Origin of the sequence: Propionicimonas sp. T2.31MG-18 (assembly GCF_964266745.1) — a bacterium.
GTDB lineage: Bacteria > Actinomycetota > Actinomycetes > Propionibacteriales > Propionibacteriaceae > Propionicimonas.
The window spans coordinates 182838-197409 of record NZ_CAXWGX010000023.1 but is presented as its reverse complement, the minus strand read 5'-3'; the positions used below and the strand labels follow the sequence as shown (position 1 = coordinate 197409).

The following is a 14572-nucleotide window of genomic DNA, read 5'->3' as shown; positions in this document are numbered from 1 at the left end:
CATGGCAGAACACACGCGCAAGCACCCGCCGGTCCCGGTGATCGTGGCCGTGCTGCTGTTGCTCATCGGCGGCGGCACCTGGTGGTGGTGGAGCTCGACGCAGGCCGGCGCCGCGGCGTCCACGACCGTCTACACCGGCACGGTGGAGGCCGGGCAGTTCCAGGTCGCACCCGCGCTGGCCGGACGGGTGGCCGCCGTGACCGTGCGGGAGGGCGACACCGTCACCGCCGACCAGGAGCTCGTGCGCATCGACAAGTCCGCCTTCAGCCTGCAGCTCACCCAGGCCAAGCAGGGCGTCAAGGCCGCGCAGGCGGCCTACACCAACGCGAAGGACGACGACGACTCCACCAAGGCCGACATCGCCGCGGCGAAGGCCCGGCTGAAGCAGGCCGAGGCCGCGGTCGAGCTGGCGCGCGTGCAGCTGGGGTACACCACCGTCACCGCCCCGAGCGCCGGCACGGTGGTGTCGGTGATCACCAACGTCGGGCAGAACGCCGCCCCCGGCCGGACGCTGCTCACCCTCACCGACCCGACCGACCTGACCGTCCGCATCTACGTCCCCGAGCCGGAACTCGGCACCGTGCGTGTCGGCGGGACGGCACGGCTCGCCACCGACTCCGGCGCGACGGCCTACGACGGCACGGTCAGCTTCGTCGCCAGCCAGGCCGAGTTCACCCCGAACAGCGTGCAGACCAAGGACCAGCGGGTGAAGCAGGTCTTCGAGGTGCGGATCCGCGCCACCGACCCCTCGGGGCAGCTGAAGGCCGGCATGCCGGTCGACGTGACCCTGGACTGACCGATGCCCGCCCTGCCGACCACACCCGCTCCCCCGTCGGGGGCCGATGCGATCCGCGCCCGCGGCCTGCGCCGGACCTTCGGCGACACCGTCGCCGTCGACGGGCTCGACCTCGACGTGCCGACCGGGGCGGTGTTCGGGCTCCTCGGGCCCGACGGCGCGGGCAAGTCGACGCTCATCCGGATGCTCGCCACCGTGCTCGCCCCCACCGCGGGCGAGGCCACGGTGTTCAGGCACTCCGTGGTGACCGAACGGGACGCCGTCACCCCCCGGATCGGCTACATGTCGCAACGGTTCTCGATGTACCCCGACCTGTCGGTCGCGGAGAACATGGAGTTCTTCGCCACGATCCGCGGCGTCGGCCGGGCCGACCGCCGCACCCGGGCCCGCCAGCTGCTGGAGGGCATGGGGCTGGACGAGTTCACGACGCGCCAGGCGCAGTTCCTCTCCGGCGGGATGAAGCAGAAGCTGATGCTCGCCACGACCCTGATGCACCGGCCCGACCTGCTGCTGCTGGACGAGCCGACCACCGGCGTCGACCCGGTCTCGCGGCGCGAGTTCTGGAGGATCCTCGCCGGGCTGCACGCGGACGGCCGGACGGTGCTCGTGGCGACCCCCTACATGGACGAGGCCGAGCGCTGCACCCACATCGCGTTCCTCGACGGCGGGCGGATCCGGCAGCACGGCACGCCGGACGAGATCAAGGCGAAGGTCCCCGGACGGCTGCTCGAGGTGACGGCCGCCGACCCGCGCGCCGCGATGGCCGTCGTGGACGGCGTCGCAGGGGTCACCTCCGCCCACCTGCTGGGCGACGTCGTCCGCGTGCTGTGGGACGGGGCCGGCGACCCGGCGCCCACCCTGGCGTCCGCCCTGGCCGCTGCCGGCGTCCGCGACGTCGGCGTCCGGCCGGTCGCCCCCGACATGGAGACGGTGTTCGCCTACCTGGCCGACCCGTCCACCCGCGCCGCCGGCGCCGAGCCGGAGGTGGCAGCCTCATGAGCGGCGCGCTGGTCCGCATGGGGGCGATCGTCCGCAAGGAGTTCCGGCACCTCGGTCGCGACCCCCGGATGCTGCTCGCCGTGGTGATCACGCCGGTCATCCAGCTGCTGCTGTTCGCGTACGCGATCAGCTTCGACGTGGAGAACGTGCCGACGATCGTCATCGACCTCGACCGGACGCCGACCAGCCGCAGCTACCTGGAGAAGTACGAGGCGTCCCCGTTCTTCGAGGTCGTGGAGCACGGCAGCACCCTCGCCGACGTGGACGACGCCTTCGACCACAACACCGCCCGGGTGGCCGTGGTGATCTCCGCCGGGTTCGCCCGCACCCTGGACGGCGGCGGGCAGGCCCAAGTGGCCGTCCTCGTCGACGGCAGCGAACCCACGGCGGCGAAGGTGGCGCAGACCTACTCGGTGGCGCTGAACCAAGTCTACACCCAGCAGCTGACCCGGGCGTGGGCGGACGCGCAGGGCCTCGACCTGAGCAGCCTCGGCATGCTCGAGCCCCGCGTCCGCACCTGGTACAACCCCGAGCGACGATCGTCGGACTTCCTGATCCCGGGCCTGATGGTGGTGATCATCGCGATCGTCACCGTCCAGCAGACCGCCGTGACGCTGGTGCGCGAACGCGACCTCGGGACGCAGGAGCAGCTCGAGGTGAGCCCGATGCGCCGCATCGAGCTGATGGTCGGGAAGCTCCTGCCGTGGACGCTCATCGCCTTCCTCGACGTGGTCATGATCACGCTGCTCGGCCGTGCGCTGTTCGGCATCCCGCTGCGCGGCCAGCCCGTCGCGCTGGCGCTCGGGGCGGCGCTGTTCGTGTTCGCGTCCCTCGGCATGGGCCTGCTGATCTCGGCCATCGCACCGTCCATGGACACCGCCAACATCATCGCCCTGCTGATCGCCTTCCTGCCGTCCTTCCTGCTGTCGGGCTTCGCCTTCGACCTCGCGCAGGTCCCGATCGTCCTTCAGTGGCTGGCCTATGCCTTCCCCGCGCAGTACATGGTGACGATCTCCCGCGCGGTGTTCCTGAAGGGGGCCGGCGTGGCCGACCTGTGGCCGGAGTTCGCCGCGCTGGCCGCGTACGCCGCGGTCATGCTCGGCATCTCGTCCCTGCTCTACGGACGGAGGTCGTCGCGATGAGCGGCAAGCGGATCCGGTTGCTGATCTGGAAGGAGTTCACCCAGCTCCGGCGTGACCCCCTGCTGATCAGGCTGCTGCTGGTGATGCCGGTCGCCCAGCTGATCCTGTTCGGCTACGTGGTCGCCGTGGACATCCGCAACCTCGCCACGGCGGTCGTCGACCTCGACCGCACGGTGACCTCGCGCAAGCTCGAGGCCGCGTTCTCGGGGTCGGGCTATTTCACCATCACCCAGACCCCGCGGACGGAGGACGACCTGCGACCCCTGCTCGACCGCGGGACGGTCAAGGTCGCCCTGGTGATCCCCGAGGGCACCCAGGACCGGCTCACCCGCGGCGAGACCGCGCCGATCGGCATCATCGTGGACGGCTCGGACTCGCAGATCTCCGCCGTCGGCAGCGGGTACGCCTCCCAGATCGTGGCGCAGTTCAACGCCGACCGCCGCGAGGCGTCCGGGGTGGCCATCGAGGCCCCGGGGATCGACGCCCGCGTCCGGGTGATGTTCAACCCGACCCTCGACCCGGTGAACACCATGATCCCGGGCCTGATCGCGGCCATCATGATGATCTCCCTGATGGTGATCATGAGCCAGGCCGTGGTGAAGGAGCGCGAGTCGGGAACCCTGGAGCAGATGTTCGTCACCCCGATCAAGGCCACCGAGTACCTGATCGGGAAGCTGACCCCCTACGCCGCGCTCGCGACGGCGCAGATGCTCCTGGTGGCGGCCGGCGGGCTGTTCTGGTTCCGCGTGCCCTTCAACGGCAGCGTCTGGGTGGTGCTCGTGGGCCTGACGCTGTTCATGTTCACCTGCATCGGCCTCGGCCTGCTGGTCTCGCTGGTCTCGCGCACCCGGCACCAGGCGCAGCAGGCGGTGATGTTCATCATGATCCCGACGATGGTGCTGTCCGGGTTCATCTTCCCGATCCAGTCCATGCCGGCGATCATCCAGCCGCTGACGAACCTGATCCCGCTCACCTTCGCGCTGCAGGTGCTCCGCGGCGCGTTCGTCAAGGGCAGCGACTTCGCCGCGCTCGCCGTGCCGATGCTGGCCCTGGTCGGGTTCGGCGTGGTCATCTTCGGCGCCTCGATCGTGGCCACCCGCCGCCGGATCTCCGAGTGAGGACGCGATGACCGACCGTCCAGACGACGCGCCCCGCCCTCCGGAGAAGGACGCGGCGGCCGAGCCCGCGATCTCGCTGCGCGGCCTCACCAAGACCTTCGGCGACTTCACCGCCGTCGACGGGATCGACCTCGACGTGCCGCGCGGGCAGATCTTCGGCTTCCTCGGCCCCAACGGCTCGGGGAAGACCACCACGATCCGGATGCTCACCGGCACCCTGCGTCCCCGGGCCGGCACCGCGCGCGTCCTCGGGGTGGACGTGGTGCGCCACCCCGACCGCGTGAAGCGGCGGATCGGCTACATGAGCCAGAAGTTCGCCCTGTTCGAGGACATGACGGTCGACGAGAACCTGCGCTTCTACGCCGGCGTCTACGACCTGCCCGCGGAGCGCTTCGCCGCGCAGCGGGAGTACGTGCTGAGGATGGCCGACCTCGTCGGGCGCGAGGACGAGCTCACCCGCAACCTGTCCGTCGGCTGGCGGCAGCGGCTCGCGCTCGGCGCCGCGACGATCCACTCCCCCGAACTGCTGTTCCTCGACGAGCCGACCTCCGGGGTCGACCCGGTGGCGCGACGGCAGTTCTGGGACCTGCTCTACGACCTCGCGAGCCGGGGCGTCACCCTGTTCGTCACCACGCACTACATGGACGAGGCGGCGCACTGCAACCGGCTGGCCTTCATCTACCGCGGGCGGATCATCGCCGACGGGAGCCCGTCGGAGATCCGCAGCGAGCACATGGACCAGCGGATCCTCGACATCTCCACCCCGGACGTGGACGCCGTCCTGCCGTGGCTGGAGGCGGCCGACGACGTCCAGGAGGCGTACCTGTCCGGGGCCAGCCTGCACGCTGTGGTGGCGGCCGATTCGCCGCTGACCCCGGCGGCGCTCACCGGGCGCCTGGCGGCCGCGGGCTTCGCCCGTCCCGACGTGGTCGAGGTGCCGGCGACGATCGAGGACGTGTTCGTGAACCTCGTCGCCCGCCACCGCTGACCCCTAGCATTCCCCCATGAGGCGGGTGCTGCTGGCGGCCGTGGTCGCCGTTTTCCTGGCCGGCTGCCAACGGCTGGACGTGCCGACGGTGCGTCCGCAGACGCCGAGCCCTGGGCCGGCGGAGATCGTCGTCGCGCTCGCCCCCGGGCTCGAGCTCGTCGTCCTCGGCACCGAGGAGGCGCTGGCACCGGCCGCCAACGACTGCACGACGATGGTGCACCGCCTGGCCACCCCGACCGGGCGGTACCAGGCCGCCGTGCTCGGCGCGGACTGCACCGCCGGCGATGCGCCCGGCAACGGGTTCCACGGCTACTTCCCGGCGCCGCCCCGCGACGCCCAGGTCGAGCGGGCCGCCACCCCCGTCGGGCCGGCGCTGGTGTTCGGCAGCGAGTACGACGAGTGCACCAACTCCTGTGCCACCGGCATCGACCAGGTCGCGCTGGTGGACGTGGGCGGACGGATGCTGCAGGTGATCGCGGAGACCAGCCCGTCCGGGTCGCAGAAGAGCACGGAGCGGGCAGACCTCGTCGCCCTCCTGCAGGGGCTGCGCAGCCGCTGAACCGGCGTCTGGTCAGGCCGGGAGCCGCAACATCCACGCGCCCCCGAGCAGGAGCGCCCCGACGGTCAGCACCAGCCAGGTGAGGTTCCAGACCACCTTCGGCACCCGGGTCAGGCCGGCGAGCTGGGCCGCGTCCGACCCCGGTCGGTGGGCGAACAGCAGCTCCACGACCGGACGGGGCGCGGCGAGGAGGAACAGCCAGGCCAGCCCGGTCGCGAGCCACGACAGCGCCTCGCCGCCGAGGTACCACGACGCGAGGGCCACGACCGCACCACTGCCCACCACGACGAGCGCGCCGTAGAGGTTGCGGATCTTGAGCAGCATCAGCGCGAGGAGCACGACGAGCAGCCACAGCAGGCCCGACGCGTGGCCCGCCCCGGCCAGCCAGGCGGCGCCGAGCCCCACCACCGCGGCCGCCGGGTAGCCGGCGAAGAGGGTGGCGACCATGCCGGGCCCGCTCGGGCGCCCTCTGCTGACGGTGACCCCCGAGGTGTCGGAGTGCAGGCGGATCCCGCCGAGCCTGCGCCCCACGAGGGTGGCCACCACCGCGTGCCCTGCCTCGTGGCAGACGGTGACCAGCAGGCGGACGCCGGGCCACGCGAGGAGCACCGCAGCGAGGGCGACGGCGGCGATGATCGCCGAGGTGCGCTGGTCGGGCACCGGCTGGGTCGCCAGGGCTCGCCGCCAGAGCTCGCCGAGGACGTCCACGTCCCCTTCTTACCCGATGGCGCTGTGGGCTGGCGCCGCAACCCGACCGCGCCCCCCTTCCTGCGGGCCCTCTCCAACCCCGCCCCAACCGTTCCCGCTCCCGAGTGCAACTCCGGCTACCGGAATTCCGGCAGCGAGGGTTGCACTCGGCAGCGAGGACGGAGCGGTCAGCCGCACCGCGAGGACGCCGGAACGGGGCGTGTGGCGACGCGGAGTGGCCGGATCGTGACGCGAAGGTGAGGCGGTGACGAAGATGGAGGGCGTGAGGCGTCAGCGGATCGCCTGGTGGGCGCTGGACTACCTGTGGGCGGGCGGGGTGTGGATCAGCACCCTCTTCGCGCCGCGCTCGCCCGACCGCTACGCCACGGGCGCCGGGCGGACGGTGGTCGCGATCCCCGGCGTCTACGAGGACTGGCGCTTCCTGCGGCCGTTGATCGTCCCGCTGTCGCGACGGGGCCACGCCGTGCACGTCGTCACAGCGCTCGGCCACACCCGCGCCCCCATCGCGGACGGGGCGCGGCTCGTCGGCCGGCTGATCGCCGAGCGCGACCTGCACGACGTGGTGGTCGTGGCGCACAGCAAGGGCGGACTGATCGGCAAGCTCGCCATGCTCGCAGACGAGGAGGGCCGGATCAGCTCCATGGTCACGGTGTGCACGCCGTTCCACGGCTCGAGCCTCGCTCCCCTGCTGCCGTTGCCGAGCCTGCGCCCGCTGGCCGCCGGGCACGCCAGCCTCGCCGCCCTGGGCGAGGTGGCGGACGTGAACGCCCGGATCACCTCGGTGTTCGGGCTGTTCGACGAGCACGTGCCGGAGGGGAGCACCCTCGCCGGGGCCCGCAACGTGCGGGTTCCGGTCGCCGGCCACTTCCGGCTGCTCGGCCACGCCGCGTGCCGGCAGGTGGTGTTCGACGTCGTCGAGGGACGGACGCCGGCGGCCACCTGAGCGGCCGGTCAGGCCAGCGTGACCGCCTGGTCGAAGCCGAGGCGCGGGTTGCGCGGGAATGACCCGTCGGGGGCGACGTGGCCGATGTTCACCACCATGATCGTGCGCAGGCTGGTGCCGGGGAAGAACTCCTCGTCGATCCCCGCGGTGTTGATGCCGCCCATCGGCCCCGCGTCCAGGCCCTCGGCACGGACGGCGAGGATGAAGCCTCCGGCCTGGAGCCAGGCGTTGTTGAGCGCCATCGTCCGGCGCCGCTCCGCGTCGGCGGCGAACCGCTCGCGGACGCCCGCGGTCTGCGGGTTCAGCACCGGCAGGTGCTCGTGGAAGTCGGTGTCCGCCGCGAGGATCGCCACGACCGGGGCGGAGGCGGACTTCGCCCGGTTCGACTCGGCGAGCAGCGGCAGGAGGCGCTCCTTGGCCTCGGCCGTGCGGACGAAGGTCACCCGCAACGGCTGGCTGTTGAGGGCCGTGGGCGTGAACTTGGCGAGCTCGTAGATCGCCTCGAGCTCCTCGTCCGACACCGGGTCCGGCGTGAACCGGTAGGCCGTGTGCATGTCGGTGAAGATGCGGGTCGCACTGAGGTCGTTGCGGAGGTCGGGCAGGGTCATGGCAGGTCTTTCCAGCGATGGTTGATTTCTAAACTATATCCCTCTTCGCGACCAATCCCAACCAGCGCTCGGTTTGACCGGACCCCCGGAACCTTGATGGAATGGAGTCCTTCCCGATGCCGCGTCCAGCCACGCTGGCCGCCCGGAGGCGCACACGTCCTGTGCTGCTGACGCCCGACCCCGCGGACGAGGAGTTCCCGTCGTCCCTCCGAGCCCTGGAGTCGTCCGTGTCCCGGCCCGTCCTGCCGTCCGTACCCCACGAGCGCGCCCGACTGCTGCTGCTCGGCGCGTTCGCCCTGAGCGGGCTGCTCGCCTTCTCGTGGCTGGCCCGGATCCCCGGCGTGCGCGACCTCCTCTCGCTGAGCGCCGCGGACCTGGGCGGGATCCTGCTGATCGGATCGATCGGCGCGCTGGCCACGGTGGTCTCCTCCTCCGCGCTGCTCGCCCGCTTCGGCAGCGCCCGGGTCTTCGCGGCCGGCACCGTGATCATCGCCGTCGGGTTCGTGCTCATGGGCCTGGGCCCCGCCCTCGGATCGCGCTGGCTCTTCGGGGTCGGGATCCTCGTCAACGGCGTGGGCGGCTCGCTGGTCGCTGTGCCGATGAACGTCGAGTCCACCCGCGTCGAGCGGGCGTACGGACGCTCGGTGATCCCGCACTTCCACGCCGCGTTCTCCGCCGGCGCCGTCGCGGGGTCGATCCTCGGCGCGGGTGCGGCGTCGGTCGGCCTGCCCGTCGTCGCACAGTTCGCCGCCTTCTCCGTCGGGGTCGCCGTCCTCCGGCTCGCTGCGCTCTCGGCGGGCATGGTGCTCCCGGGACGCCCGCAGGCCCTCAGCGGGCCACCGGAGAAGGCGTCCCGCTCCGCGATGTCCGTCTGGACCGAACCGCGCACGATCCTGATCGGGCTGGTCGCCTTCGCCGCCACGCTCGGCGAGGGGGCAGCCAACAACTGGCTGGCGCTGGCCGTCGTCGACCGCTTCGGCACCACCGAGGCGTTCGGCGGCATCGCCCTCGGCGTGTTCATCGGCGCCATGACGATCGTCCGGCTCGCCGGCACCCGCGCCATCGACCGGCTCGGACGCGTGGCCAGCCTCCAGCTCTCGCTGGTGGCCGGGCTGCTCGGCCTGGCTGCGTTCGGCCTTGCCCCGCACCCCGCGGTGGCCCTGGTCGGCGCGGCGCTGTGGGGAGCGGGCGCGGCGTTGTGCTTCCCGATCGCGGTCGCGGCCGTCTCCGACGACCACCGCGGCGCCCAGGCGCGGGTCTCCGTGATCACCTCGATGGGATCGATCGCCGTCCTCACCGCCGCCCCGCTGGTCGGTGTCGCCGCCGAAGCCCTCGGCGGTGCGCAGCAGGCGCTCCTCGTGGTGCTGGTCCCGCTCGCCGCCGCCCTGTTCGCGGCCCGGTGGGTGGCACCGTCGCTGACCAGGGTGGCCGACCCCGCGGAGATCCTGGCCGACGTCCCGGAAGCCGTTCCGGCGTCCTGACCCGCCACGGCGGCGCCGTAACAAGCCCGTCAGATTGCTCCGCTAGCCTGCGCCCATGCCGAGGGCAGTGCGCGCAACCATCCTCCAGCCCGACCCGCAGGTTCCGGCCGACCGCTTCGGCGCGTGGCTGGCCAGCAACCGGGTGCTGGTGCGCGCCGTCCCGTTGTGGCAGCGTCCCGTGCCGGACGTGGGCTCCCTGGGCGACGGCGTGATCGTGCTCGGGGGACGGATGAGCGCCCACGACACCGCCGAGCACCCCTGGATCGAGCCGCTGAAGCAGTTCATGGTCGACGCGGTGGATGCGGGGATCCCCCTGCTCGGGATCTGCCTGGGCCACCAGCTCCTCGCGGAAGCGTTCGGCGGGACGGTCACCGTCCGGCACCCCGGGGGCGGCGAGCACGGCGCGTGCCGCGTCACCTGGCGTGAGGCTGCGCTGGACGACCCGCTGCTGGGACGGCTGGCAGAACAGGGGGACTCGCTGCTGCCCGAGTCCCACGACGACGCGGTGACCGTCCTTCCGCCCGGGGCCGTGCCGCTGGCGAGCTCCGCGGCCTACCCCCACCAGGCCTTCCGGATCGGGTCGGCCGTGGGCGTGCAGTTCCACCCCGAGGCCTCCCCCGAACTGATGGGACGCTGGGCCGAGCTCGGCGGCGGGGACGGACGCGCCCTGCGACGCGCCATGCAGGCCCAGGACACCGAGGTCTCCCGCAACGGCCGGCTGATCGCCCAGGCGTTCTGCGGCCAGCTGAGGTCGCGCTCGCTCGCCGCCTGAGGCCCGGCCGCCGGGCACCGGCGGTGTTCGCCCCCGGTGCGCTTGGACGATGGCTTATCGTGGAGGGCCAGTTGTCCACAGGAGTCCGATGATCCGCATCCTGCCTGCAGTGCTCGAGGTGGCACTCCTCGTGTTCGGCCTGATCGACTGCGTGATGGCCGACCAGGCGCGCATCCGGAACCTGCCCCGCTGGGCCTGGATCCTGCTGATCGTCATCGTCCCGTTCGTCGGCGTGATCGCCTGGCTCCTCGCCGGGCGGCCGCAGCGCGCAGCCCGGCGCACACCCCCCGTCCCGCCCGGCCCGACACCGTCCGGGCCCACCTGGGAGCGCCCGCCCTACCTGCGCCCGGTCGCCCCGGACGACGACCCGGAGTTCATCGCCCGGCTCAAGCGCACCAACGCCGACCACGAGCGGATGATGAAGCGGTGGGAGGAGGACCTCCGCCGACGGGAGGAGGAGCTCCGCGACCAGGCGGAGCCGGACGACTCAGGGCCACCCGCAGAGGACCGCTGACCCGCTTCCGGCACGCGCGGGAGCACCCACAGCCGGGGCGCCCGGCACCGGTCGGCCGCGTGCTGTGCAGCGACGGCGGGGAGCGCCGTCGATGCCCTATCGTGGGCGCCAGGACCCCAGGAGTGCGCATGATCCGGATACTGCCCGTCGCCATCGAGCTGATCCTGCTCGTGTTCTGCCTCGTGGACGCGATCCTCGCCGACGAGGCGCGGGTGAGGAACCTGCCGAAGTGGGCCTGGATCCTGCTGATCGTCATCCTCCCGCTCGCGGGCGGCATCGCCTGGCTCATCGCCGGCCGGCCCACCGGCCGCGCCCCGAACCGTCCCGTGCCCCCACCCTCCCGGGCGGCGGGCCACCCCGGCGACGAGTGGTCGGGGCACCGGCGCCCGAAGGGACCCGATGACGACCCGGAGTTCCTCGCCCGGCTCGCCCACGACGGGGACGCCCACGAGCGGATGCTGAAGCGCTGGGAGGAGGACCTGCGCCGGCGCGAGGAGGAGAAGCGCGCCACCGACGACCCCGGCGCCTCAGGTCCGGGCGACGACGCCCGCTGATCCTACCCCGCCCACCGGGACGCCCGCCGGCGTCAGGTCGTCTTGCACCCCGGGTGCGGGCCGACCGGCCCGCGGACGCCGCGCGCCGATGAGCACCCCGATGACCACCACGGCCCCGCCGGCGAGTTCCCACACGCCCGGGACCTCGTGGAGCACCAGCGCGGCGGTGGCGATGCCGACCACCGGCACCAGCATCGAGAACGGCGCCACCACGCCGGCCGGGTGGCGGGCGAGCAGCCACGTCCACAGGCCCGAGCCGACCGCCGTCCCGATCACGCAGGTGTAGGCGAGGCCGATCCAGGCAGGGATCGCCGACGCGGTCACGGAGCCGGCGAGGGCAGCCCCGACCTGCGCCGGACCCTCCAGCCACAGCGAGAGGGCGAGCATCGGGACGGGCACGACGACCGACATCCACAGCGTGAGGTGCAGCGGGTTCTCGGGGCGTGCGAGCCGGCTGGCGAGGTTCCCGAAGGCCCAACCGAGGCCGCCGGCGAGCACCAGCAGGAACGGCAGCAGCGCGGCGGCCTGGGCACGGGCCACGCCCACCAGCGCCATGCCCGCCACGGCGGTGACGATGCCCACCCACTGGCGCGCGGTCACCCTTTCCCGCAGCAGGACGCCGCCGAGCACGAGCGTGAACGGTGCCGACGCCTGGAGCACCAGCGAGGCCAGCCCGGTGGGCATCCCCGCAGCCATCCCCGCGTAGAGGAACGTGAACTGCACCACCCCGAAGCCGAGCCCGTAGCCCACCAGCCACCGCAGGGGCACGCGCGGCCGCGGCACCAGCAGGATCGTGGGCACGGCGATCAGCGCGAACCGCAGCGCCACGAGGAAGAACGGCGGGAACTGCGCCAGCGAGGCGTGGATCGCGAGGAAATTGACCCCCCAGATGGCGGCCACGAGGACGGCGAGGAGGCGATGGCGGACGGGCACGCCACCATGCTGACCGCACGACCGATGAAGGACAAGCGCAAGATTCTGAAGTGAGGCTTTAGGCTGACTTCATGGAACTGCATCATCTGGCGCTGCTCAGGGAACTCGCCGATCGCGGCACCGTGACGGCGGTCGCCGCCGCGACGTACCGCTCGCCGTCGGCGGTGAGCCAGCAGCTGCGCAGTGCGGAGCGGGCCCTCGGCACGGCGCTGGTCGAGCAGGACGGCCGCGGGCTGCGGCTGACGGCCGCCGGCCGGCTCCTCGCCGAGGGGGCCGTCGAGGTCGCCACGGTCGTCGGCCGCCTCCAGCGCTCGCTGGACGACCTGCGCGGCACGCCCACCGGCACGGTGACCGTGTGCGGCCTGCCCAGCGCCCTGGAGTTTCTCACCCCCGGGCTGGTCGCCCGCACGGCGGGCAGCGGCGTCGTGGTGGTGCTGAGCGACGAGGACGTGGCAGAGGCCGACTTCGCGGGCCGGGCGGCCGACCACGACCTGGTCGTCGGCCACAGCCTCGCCGACGCGCCGGAGGGCTCGGACGGGCTGGCCGCGCGCCTGCTCACCCACGAGCCGCTGGACGTCGCCGTGCCGGCCGGCCACCCGCTCGCCTCGCGCGCCGCGCTCACCGCGTCCGACCTGGCGGGCGAGCGGTGGATCGGCGTACCGGTGGGCTTCCCGTTCGACACGGTCCGCATCGCGATCGAGAACCGCTCCGGCCGGCCGCTCGAGGTCGTCCAGCGCATCCGTGACAACCGGGTGGTGGAAGCGCTGGTCGCCGCGGACGTGGGCTGCGCCCTGCTGCCCCGTTTCACCACCCGGCCGCGGCCGGAGGTGGTCCTGCTGCCCCTGCGCGACGTGCGATCGGCCCGCTCGATCGTCGCGCTGGGGCGTCCGGACCGGCTCGAGCGCGCTGCCGTCCGCGCCGTGCTGGACGCCCTCGCCGGGGCCGCGAAGGAGGCCGCACGACTCAGGTCATGAGCGGCACGTACTTGACCACCACCATGGTGACGACGGCCATCAGCCACACCGTCACCAGGAGGGCGTCCAGGCCCGCGTCGACGAACGCCCGTGCCGCTGCGCTCGCCCGCGGCGGAAGGTAGAGGTTGCCGTCACGGATGTTGACGTGGGTGAGCGAGGTGAACACCAGGGTCGTCGACAGGGTCACCAGCAGGCACCACGGGCACAGCGCACCGATCACGAAGTAGGACTGGAAGAACAGCCAGTACGCGAAGACCACGCCGAGGGTGTAGACCACCTGGGCGGAGAGCATGAACCACCGCGGGAACCGGACCCCACCCAGCGAGGCCACGGCGATCGTGATGACCACCGGCTCGGCGGCAAGGCCGAGAAACGCGTTCGGGAAGCCGAACAGGCTCGCCTGCCAGGAGGTGCCGACCGTCCCGCAGCTCAGCACGGCGTTGATGTTGCACGCCAGTGCCGCTCGCGGGTCGGCCGCCAGCACGACCGCGTCCACCGACAGCACGAAGGACGCGGTCAGGCTGATCAGGGCCGAGAACAGCATGGTTCCCCAGATCCACCCGTTCGACCGCCGCAGGCGGACGAGGGCGGCCAGTGCGGCACTAGGCACCGGCGGCCTGCGCGATCGCCGCGGCCAGCGGGCCGGCCGTGTACGGGTCACCGGTGAAGGTCTGCCCGTTGATCAGCACGGTGGGCGTGCCCTTCACTCCGGAGTCCCAGGCCTTCTGGGTCACCTGGGCGATCCAGGGCTGGTAGGTGCCCTTCGCGAACGACGCCGTGACCGCCTCGGTCGCCCCCGCCTGGCGGGCCAGGTCGGTGAGCTGGGCGTCGGTGAGCCCGGCGGTGTTCTCGGCCGGCTGCTGCTCGAACAGGAGCCGGTAGAAGGCCATCGCTGCGGCGGGATCGGCGTTGGCGACGGTGGCGAAGGCGTTCGCCGCCCGGGTCGAGTAGCGGGTCCCCGAGGACGCGTTGTCGAGGAAGGACATCGCGTGCAGCTCCAGCTTGGCGGTCCCCGCGGACACCGCTGCGGCGAGGTCGCCGCCGTTGGCCCGCTCGAACTGCCCGCAGTAGGGGCACATGAAGTCGGCGTAGATGGTGACCGTGACCGGCGCCGACTCCTGGCCGACGACGACGGCACCGGCATCGGTCGCGCCGGCCGGGGCGACCAGCGCTCCGGGCGCGGCCGCACCGGGGTCTGCGGGACGGGTGAAGGCCCAGACCATGATGCCGGCCATCAGGGCGATCACGGCAAGGCCCACGATCCAGGTGGCCCGGGCGAGGCGCCCGGCGCGGGCGGAGGCAGCCTCCTGCTGCCGGCGGAGTTCCTCGCGGCGGGTGCCGCGGGAGGGGGTGGGGGGAGTCTTCTGGTTCGACATGGGTGTGTGTCCGTTCCGGGCTGGGTGCCCTGGGTTCCTGACGGGTGTGAGGGGGACGCGGAGATCGTCCGGACGCGCGCAGGCGTCATGGCCGCGCGCCGGGGCGC

Annotated in this window: 17 protein-coding genes; 12 read left to right on the top strand and 5 right to left on the bottom strand. The window is 72.7% G+C overall.

What is annotated here, in order from left to right; genetic code table 11:
- Nucleotide 1: 1 nt before the first annotated feature.
- From ACFQQJ_RS08925 to ACFQQJ_RS08900, 6 genes are read left to right on the top strand one after another with little or no spacing between them, the layout of a single operon-like run.
- Nucleotides 2-796, top strand: coding sequence for an HlyD family secretion protein (locus tag ACFQQJ_RS08925; RefSeq protein WP_377105787.1), 795 nt, complete (start codon nt 2-4; stop codon nt 794-796).
- Nucleotides 797-799: 3 nt separating this feature from the next.
- Nucleotides 800-1795 (top strand): ABC transporter ATP-binding protein, encoded by a 996-nt coding sequence (locus ACFQQJ_RS08920; protein ID WP_377105785.1) that lies wholly within the window; start codon nt 800-802, stop codon nt 1793-1795.
- On the top strand, nt 1792-2937 hold the full coding sequence (locus tag ACFQQJ_RS08915; RefSeq protein ID WP_377105784.1) for an ABC transporter permease: 1146 nt from the start codon (nt 1792-1794) through the stop codon (nt 2935-2937). The genes ACFQQJ_RS08920 and ACFQQJ_RS08915 overlap by 4 nt, the downstream gene beginning before the upstream one ends.
- Nucleotides 2934-4055: an ABC transporter permease gene (locus ACFQQJ_RS08910; protein WP_377105783.1), complete on the top strand. Its 1122-nt coding sequence runs from the start codon at nt 2934-2936 to the stop codon at nt 4053-4055. The genes ACFQQJ_RS08915 and ACFQQJ_RS08910 overlap by 4 nt, the downstream gene beginning before the upstream one ends.
- A 7-nt stretch (nt 4056-4062) precedes the next feature.
- Nucleotides 4063-5043: an ABC transporter ATP-binding protein gene (locus ACFQQJ_RS08905; RefSeq protein WP_377105782.1), complete on the top strand. Its 981-nt coding sequence runs from the start codon at nt 4063-4065 to the stop codon at nt 5041-5043.
- 16 nt (nt 5044-5059) lie between these two features.
- Nucleotides 5060-5602, top strand: coding sequence for a lipoprotein (locus ACFQQJ_RS08900; RefSeq protein WP_377105781.1), 543 nt, complete (start codon nt 5060-5062; stop codon nt 5600-5602).
- Between the two features lie 12 nt (nt 5603-5614).
- Here the strand turns inward: ACFQQJ_RS08900 and ACFQQJ_RS08895 are convergent, their stop codons facing one another.
- Nucleotides 5615-6310: a M50 family metallopeptidase gene (locus ACFQQJ_RS08895; RefSeq protein WP_377105780.1), complete on the bottom strand. Its 696-nt coding sequence runs from the start codon at nt 6308-6310 to the stop codon at nt 5615-5617.
- Nucleotides 6311-6554: 244 nt separating this feature from the next.
- Here ACFQQJ_RS08895 and ACFQQJ_RS08890 point away from each other — a divergent pair, with 244 nt between their 5' ends.
- Nucleotides 6555-7253: an esterase/lipase family protein gene (locus tag ACFQQJ_RS08890; RefSeq protein ID WP_377105779.1), complete on the top strand. Its 699-nt coding sequence runs from the start codon at nt 6555-6557 to the stop codon at nt 7251-7253.
- A gap of 8 nt (nt 7254-7261) precedes the next feature.
- Here the strand turns inward: ACFQQJ_RS08890 and ACFQQJ_RS08885 are convergent, their stop codons facing one another.
- Complete coding sequence (locus tag ACFQQJ_RS08885; RefSeq protein WP_377105778.1) at nt 7262-7861, bottom strand: malonic semialdehyde reductase; 600 nt, start codon at nt 7859-7861, stop codon at nt 7262-7264.
- A gap of 161 nt (nt 7862-8022) precedes the next feature.
- Here ACFQQJ_RS08885 and ACFQQJ_RS08880 point away from each other — a divergent pair, with 161 nt between their 5' ends.
- The 4 genes from ACFQQJ_RS08880 to ACFQQJ_RS08865 all read left to right on the top strand — a co-directional run bounded on the left by ACFQQJ_RS08880 (nt 8023) and on the right by ACFQQJ_RS08865 (nt 11182).
- The gene (locus ACFQQJ_RS08880) at nt 8023-9342 is read left to right on the top strand and encodes an MFS transporter (RefSeq protein WP_377105776.1); all 1320 of its coding nucleotides are present in this window, start codon (nt 8023-8025) and stop codon (nt 9340-9342) included.
- 55 nt (nt 9343-9397) lie between these two features.
- Entirely contained in the window at nt 9398-10114 is a 717-nt protein-coding gene (locus ACFQQJ_RS08875; RefSeq protein WP_377105774.1) for a type 1 glutamine amidotransferase, read from the top strand.
- A gap of 88 nt (nt 10115-10202) precedes the next feature.
- The gene (locus tag ACFQQJ_RS08870; protein ID WP_377105773.1) at nt 10203-10628 is read left to right on the top strand and encodes a PLDc N-terminal domain-containing protein; all 426 of its coding nucleotides are present in this window, start codon (nt 10203-10205) and stop codon (nt 10626-10628) included.
- Between the two features lie 128 nt (nt 10629-10756).
- A complete protein-coding gene (locus ACFQQJ_RS08865; protein WP_377105771.1) occupies nt 10757-11182 on the top strand; it encodes a PLD nuclease N-terminal domain-containing protein in 426 nt (141 codons plus the stop codon).
- Here the strand turns inward: ACFQQJ_RS08865 and ACFQQJ_RS08860 are convergent.
- Nucleotides 11156-12115, bottom strand: coding sequence for an EamA family transporter (locus ACFQQJ_RS08860; protein ID WP_377105770.1), 960 nt, complete (start codon nt 12113-12115; stop codon nt 11156-11158). The two genes, ACFQQJ_RS08865 and ACFQQJ_RS08860, sit on opposite strands and share 27 nt — an antisense overlap.
- A 71-nt stretch (nt 12116-12186) precedes the next feature.
- Here ACFQQJ_RS08860 and ACFQQJ_RS08855 point away from each other — a divergent pair, with 71 nt between their 5' ends.
- A complete protein-coding gene (locus ACFQQJ_RS08855) occupies nt 12187-13089 on the top strand; it encodes a LysR family transcriptional regulator (protein ID WP_377105769.1) in 903 nt (300 codons plus the stop codon).
- Here the strand turns inward: ACFQQJ_RS08855 and ACFQQJ_RS08850 are convergent.
- Entirely contained in the window at nt 13079-13699 is a 621-nt protein-coding gene (locus ACFQQJ_RS08850; protein WP_377105767.1) for a vitamin K epoxide reductase family protein, read from the bottom strand. The genes ACFQQJ_RS08855 and ACFQQJ_RS08850 overlap by 11 nt on opposite strands.
- Nucleotides 13692-14465, bottom strand: a complete 774-nt coding sequence (locus ACFQQJ_RS08845; RefSeq protein ID WP_377105766.1) for a DsbA family protein — start codon at nt 14463-14465, stop codon at nt 13692-13694. Before ACFQQJ_RS08845 ends, ACFQQJ_RS08850 begins: the two co-directional genes overlap by 8 nt.
- Nucleotides 14466-14572: the final 107 nt, after the last annotated feature.

Bases quoted from the DNA above. Each gene is read 5' to 3' on its own strand.
- ACFQQJ_RS08925 (WP_377105787.1), top strand. From the start codon at position 2: ATGGCAGAACACACGCGCAAGCACCCGCCGGTCCCGGTGATCGTGGCC.
- ACFQQJ_RS08920 (WP_377105785.1), top strand. From the start codon at position 800: ATGCCCGCCCTGCCGACCACACCCGCTCCCCCGTCGGGGGCCGATGCG.
- ACFQQJ_RS08915 (WP_377105784.1), top strand. From the start codon at position 1,792: ATGAGCGGCGCGCTGGTCCGCATGGGGGCGATCGTCCGCAAGGAGTTC.
- ACFQQJ_RS08910 (WP_377105783.1), top strand. From the start codon at position 2,934: ATGAGCGGCAAGCGGATCCGGTTGCTGATCTGGAAGGAGTTCACCCAG.
- ACFQQJ_RS08905 (WP_377105782.1), top strand. From the start codon at position 4,063: ATGACCGACCGTCCAGACGACGCGCCCCGCCCTCCGGAGAAGGACGCG.
- ACFQQJ_RS08900 (WP_377105781.1), top strand. From the start codon at position 5,060: ATGAGGCGGGTGCTGCTGGCGGCCGTGGTCGCCGTTTTCCTGGCCGGC.
- ACFQQJ_RS08885 (WP_377105778.1), bottom strand. From the start codon at position 7,861: ATGACCCTGCCCGACCTCCGCAACGACCTCAGTGCGACCCGCATCTTC.
- ACFQQJ_RS08875 (WP_377105774.1), top strand. From the start codon at position 9,398: ATGCCGAGGGCAGTGCGCGCAACCATCCTCCAGCCCGACCCGCAGGTT.
- ACFQQJ_RS08870 (WP_377105773.1), top strand. From the start codon at position 10,203: ATGATCCGCATCCTGCCTGCAGTGCTCGAGGTGGCACTCCTCGTGTTC.
- ACFQQJ_RS08865 (WP_377105771.1), top strand. From the start codon at position 10,757: ATGATCCGGATACTGCCCGTCGCCATCGAGCTGATCCTGCTCGTGTTC.
- ACFQQJ_RS08855 (WP_377105769.1), top strand. From the start codon at position 12,187: ATGGAACTGCATCATCTGGCGCTGCTCAGGGAACTCGCCGATCGCGGC.
- ACFQQJ_RS08845 (WP_377105766.1), bottom strand. From the start codon at position 14,465: ATGTCGAACCAGAAGACTCCCCCCACCCCCTCCCGCGGCACCCGCCGC.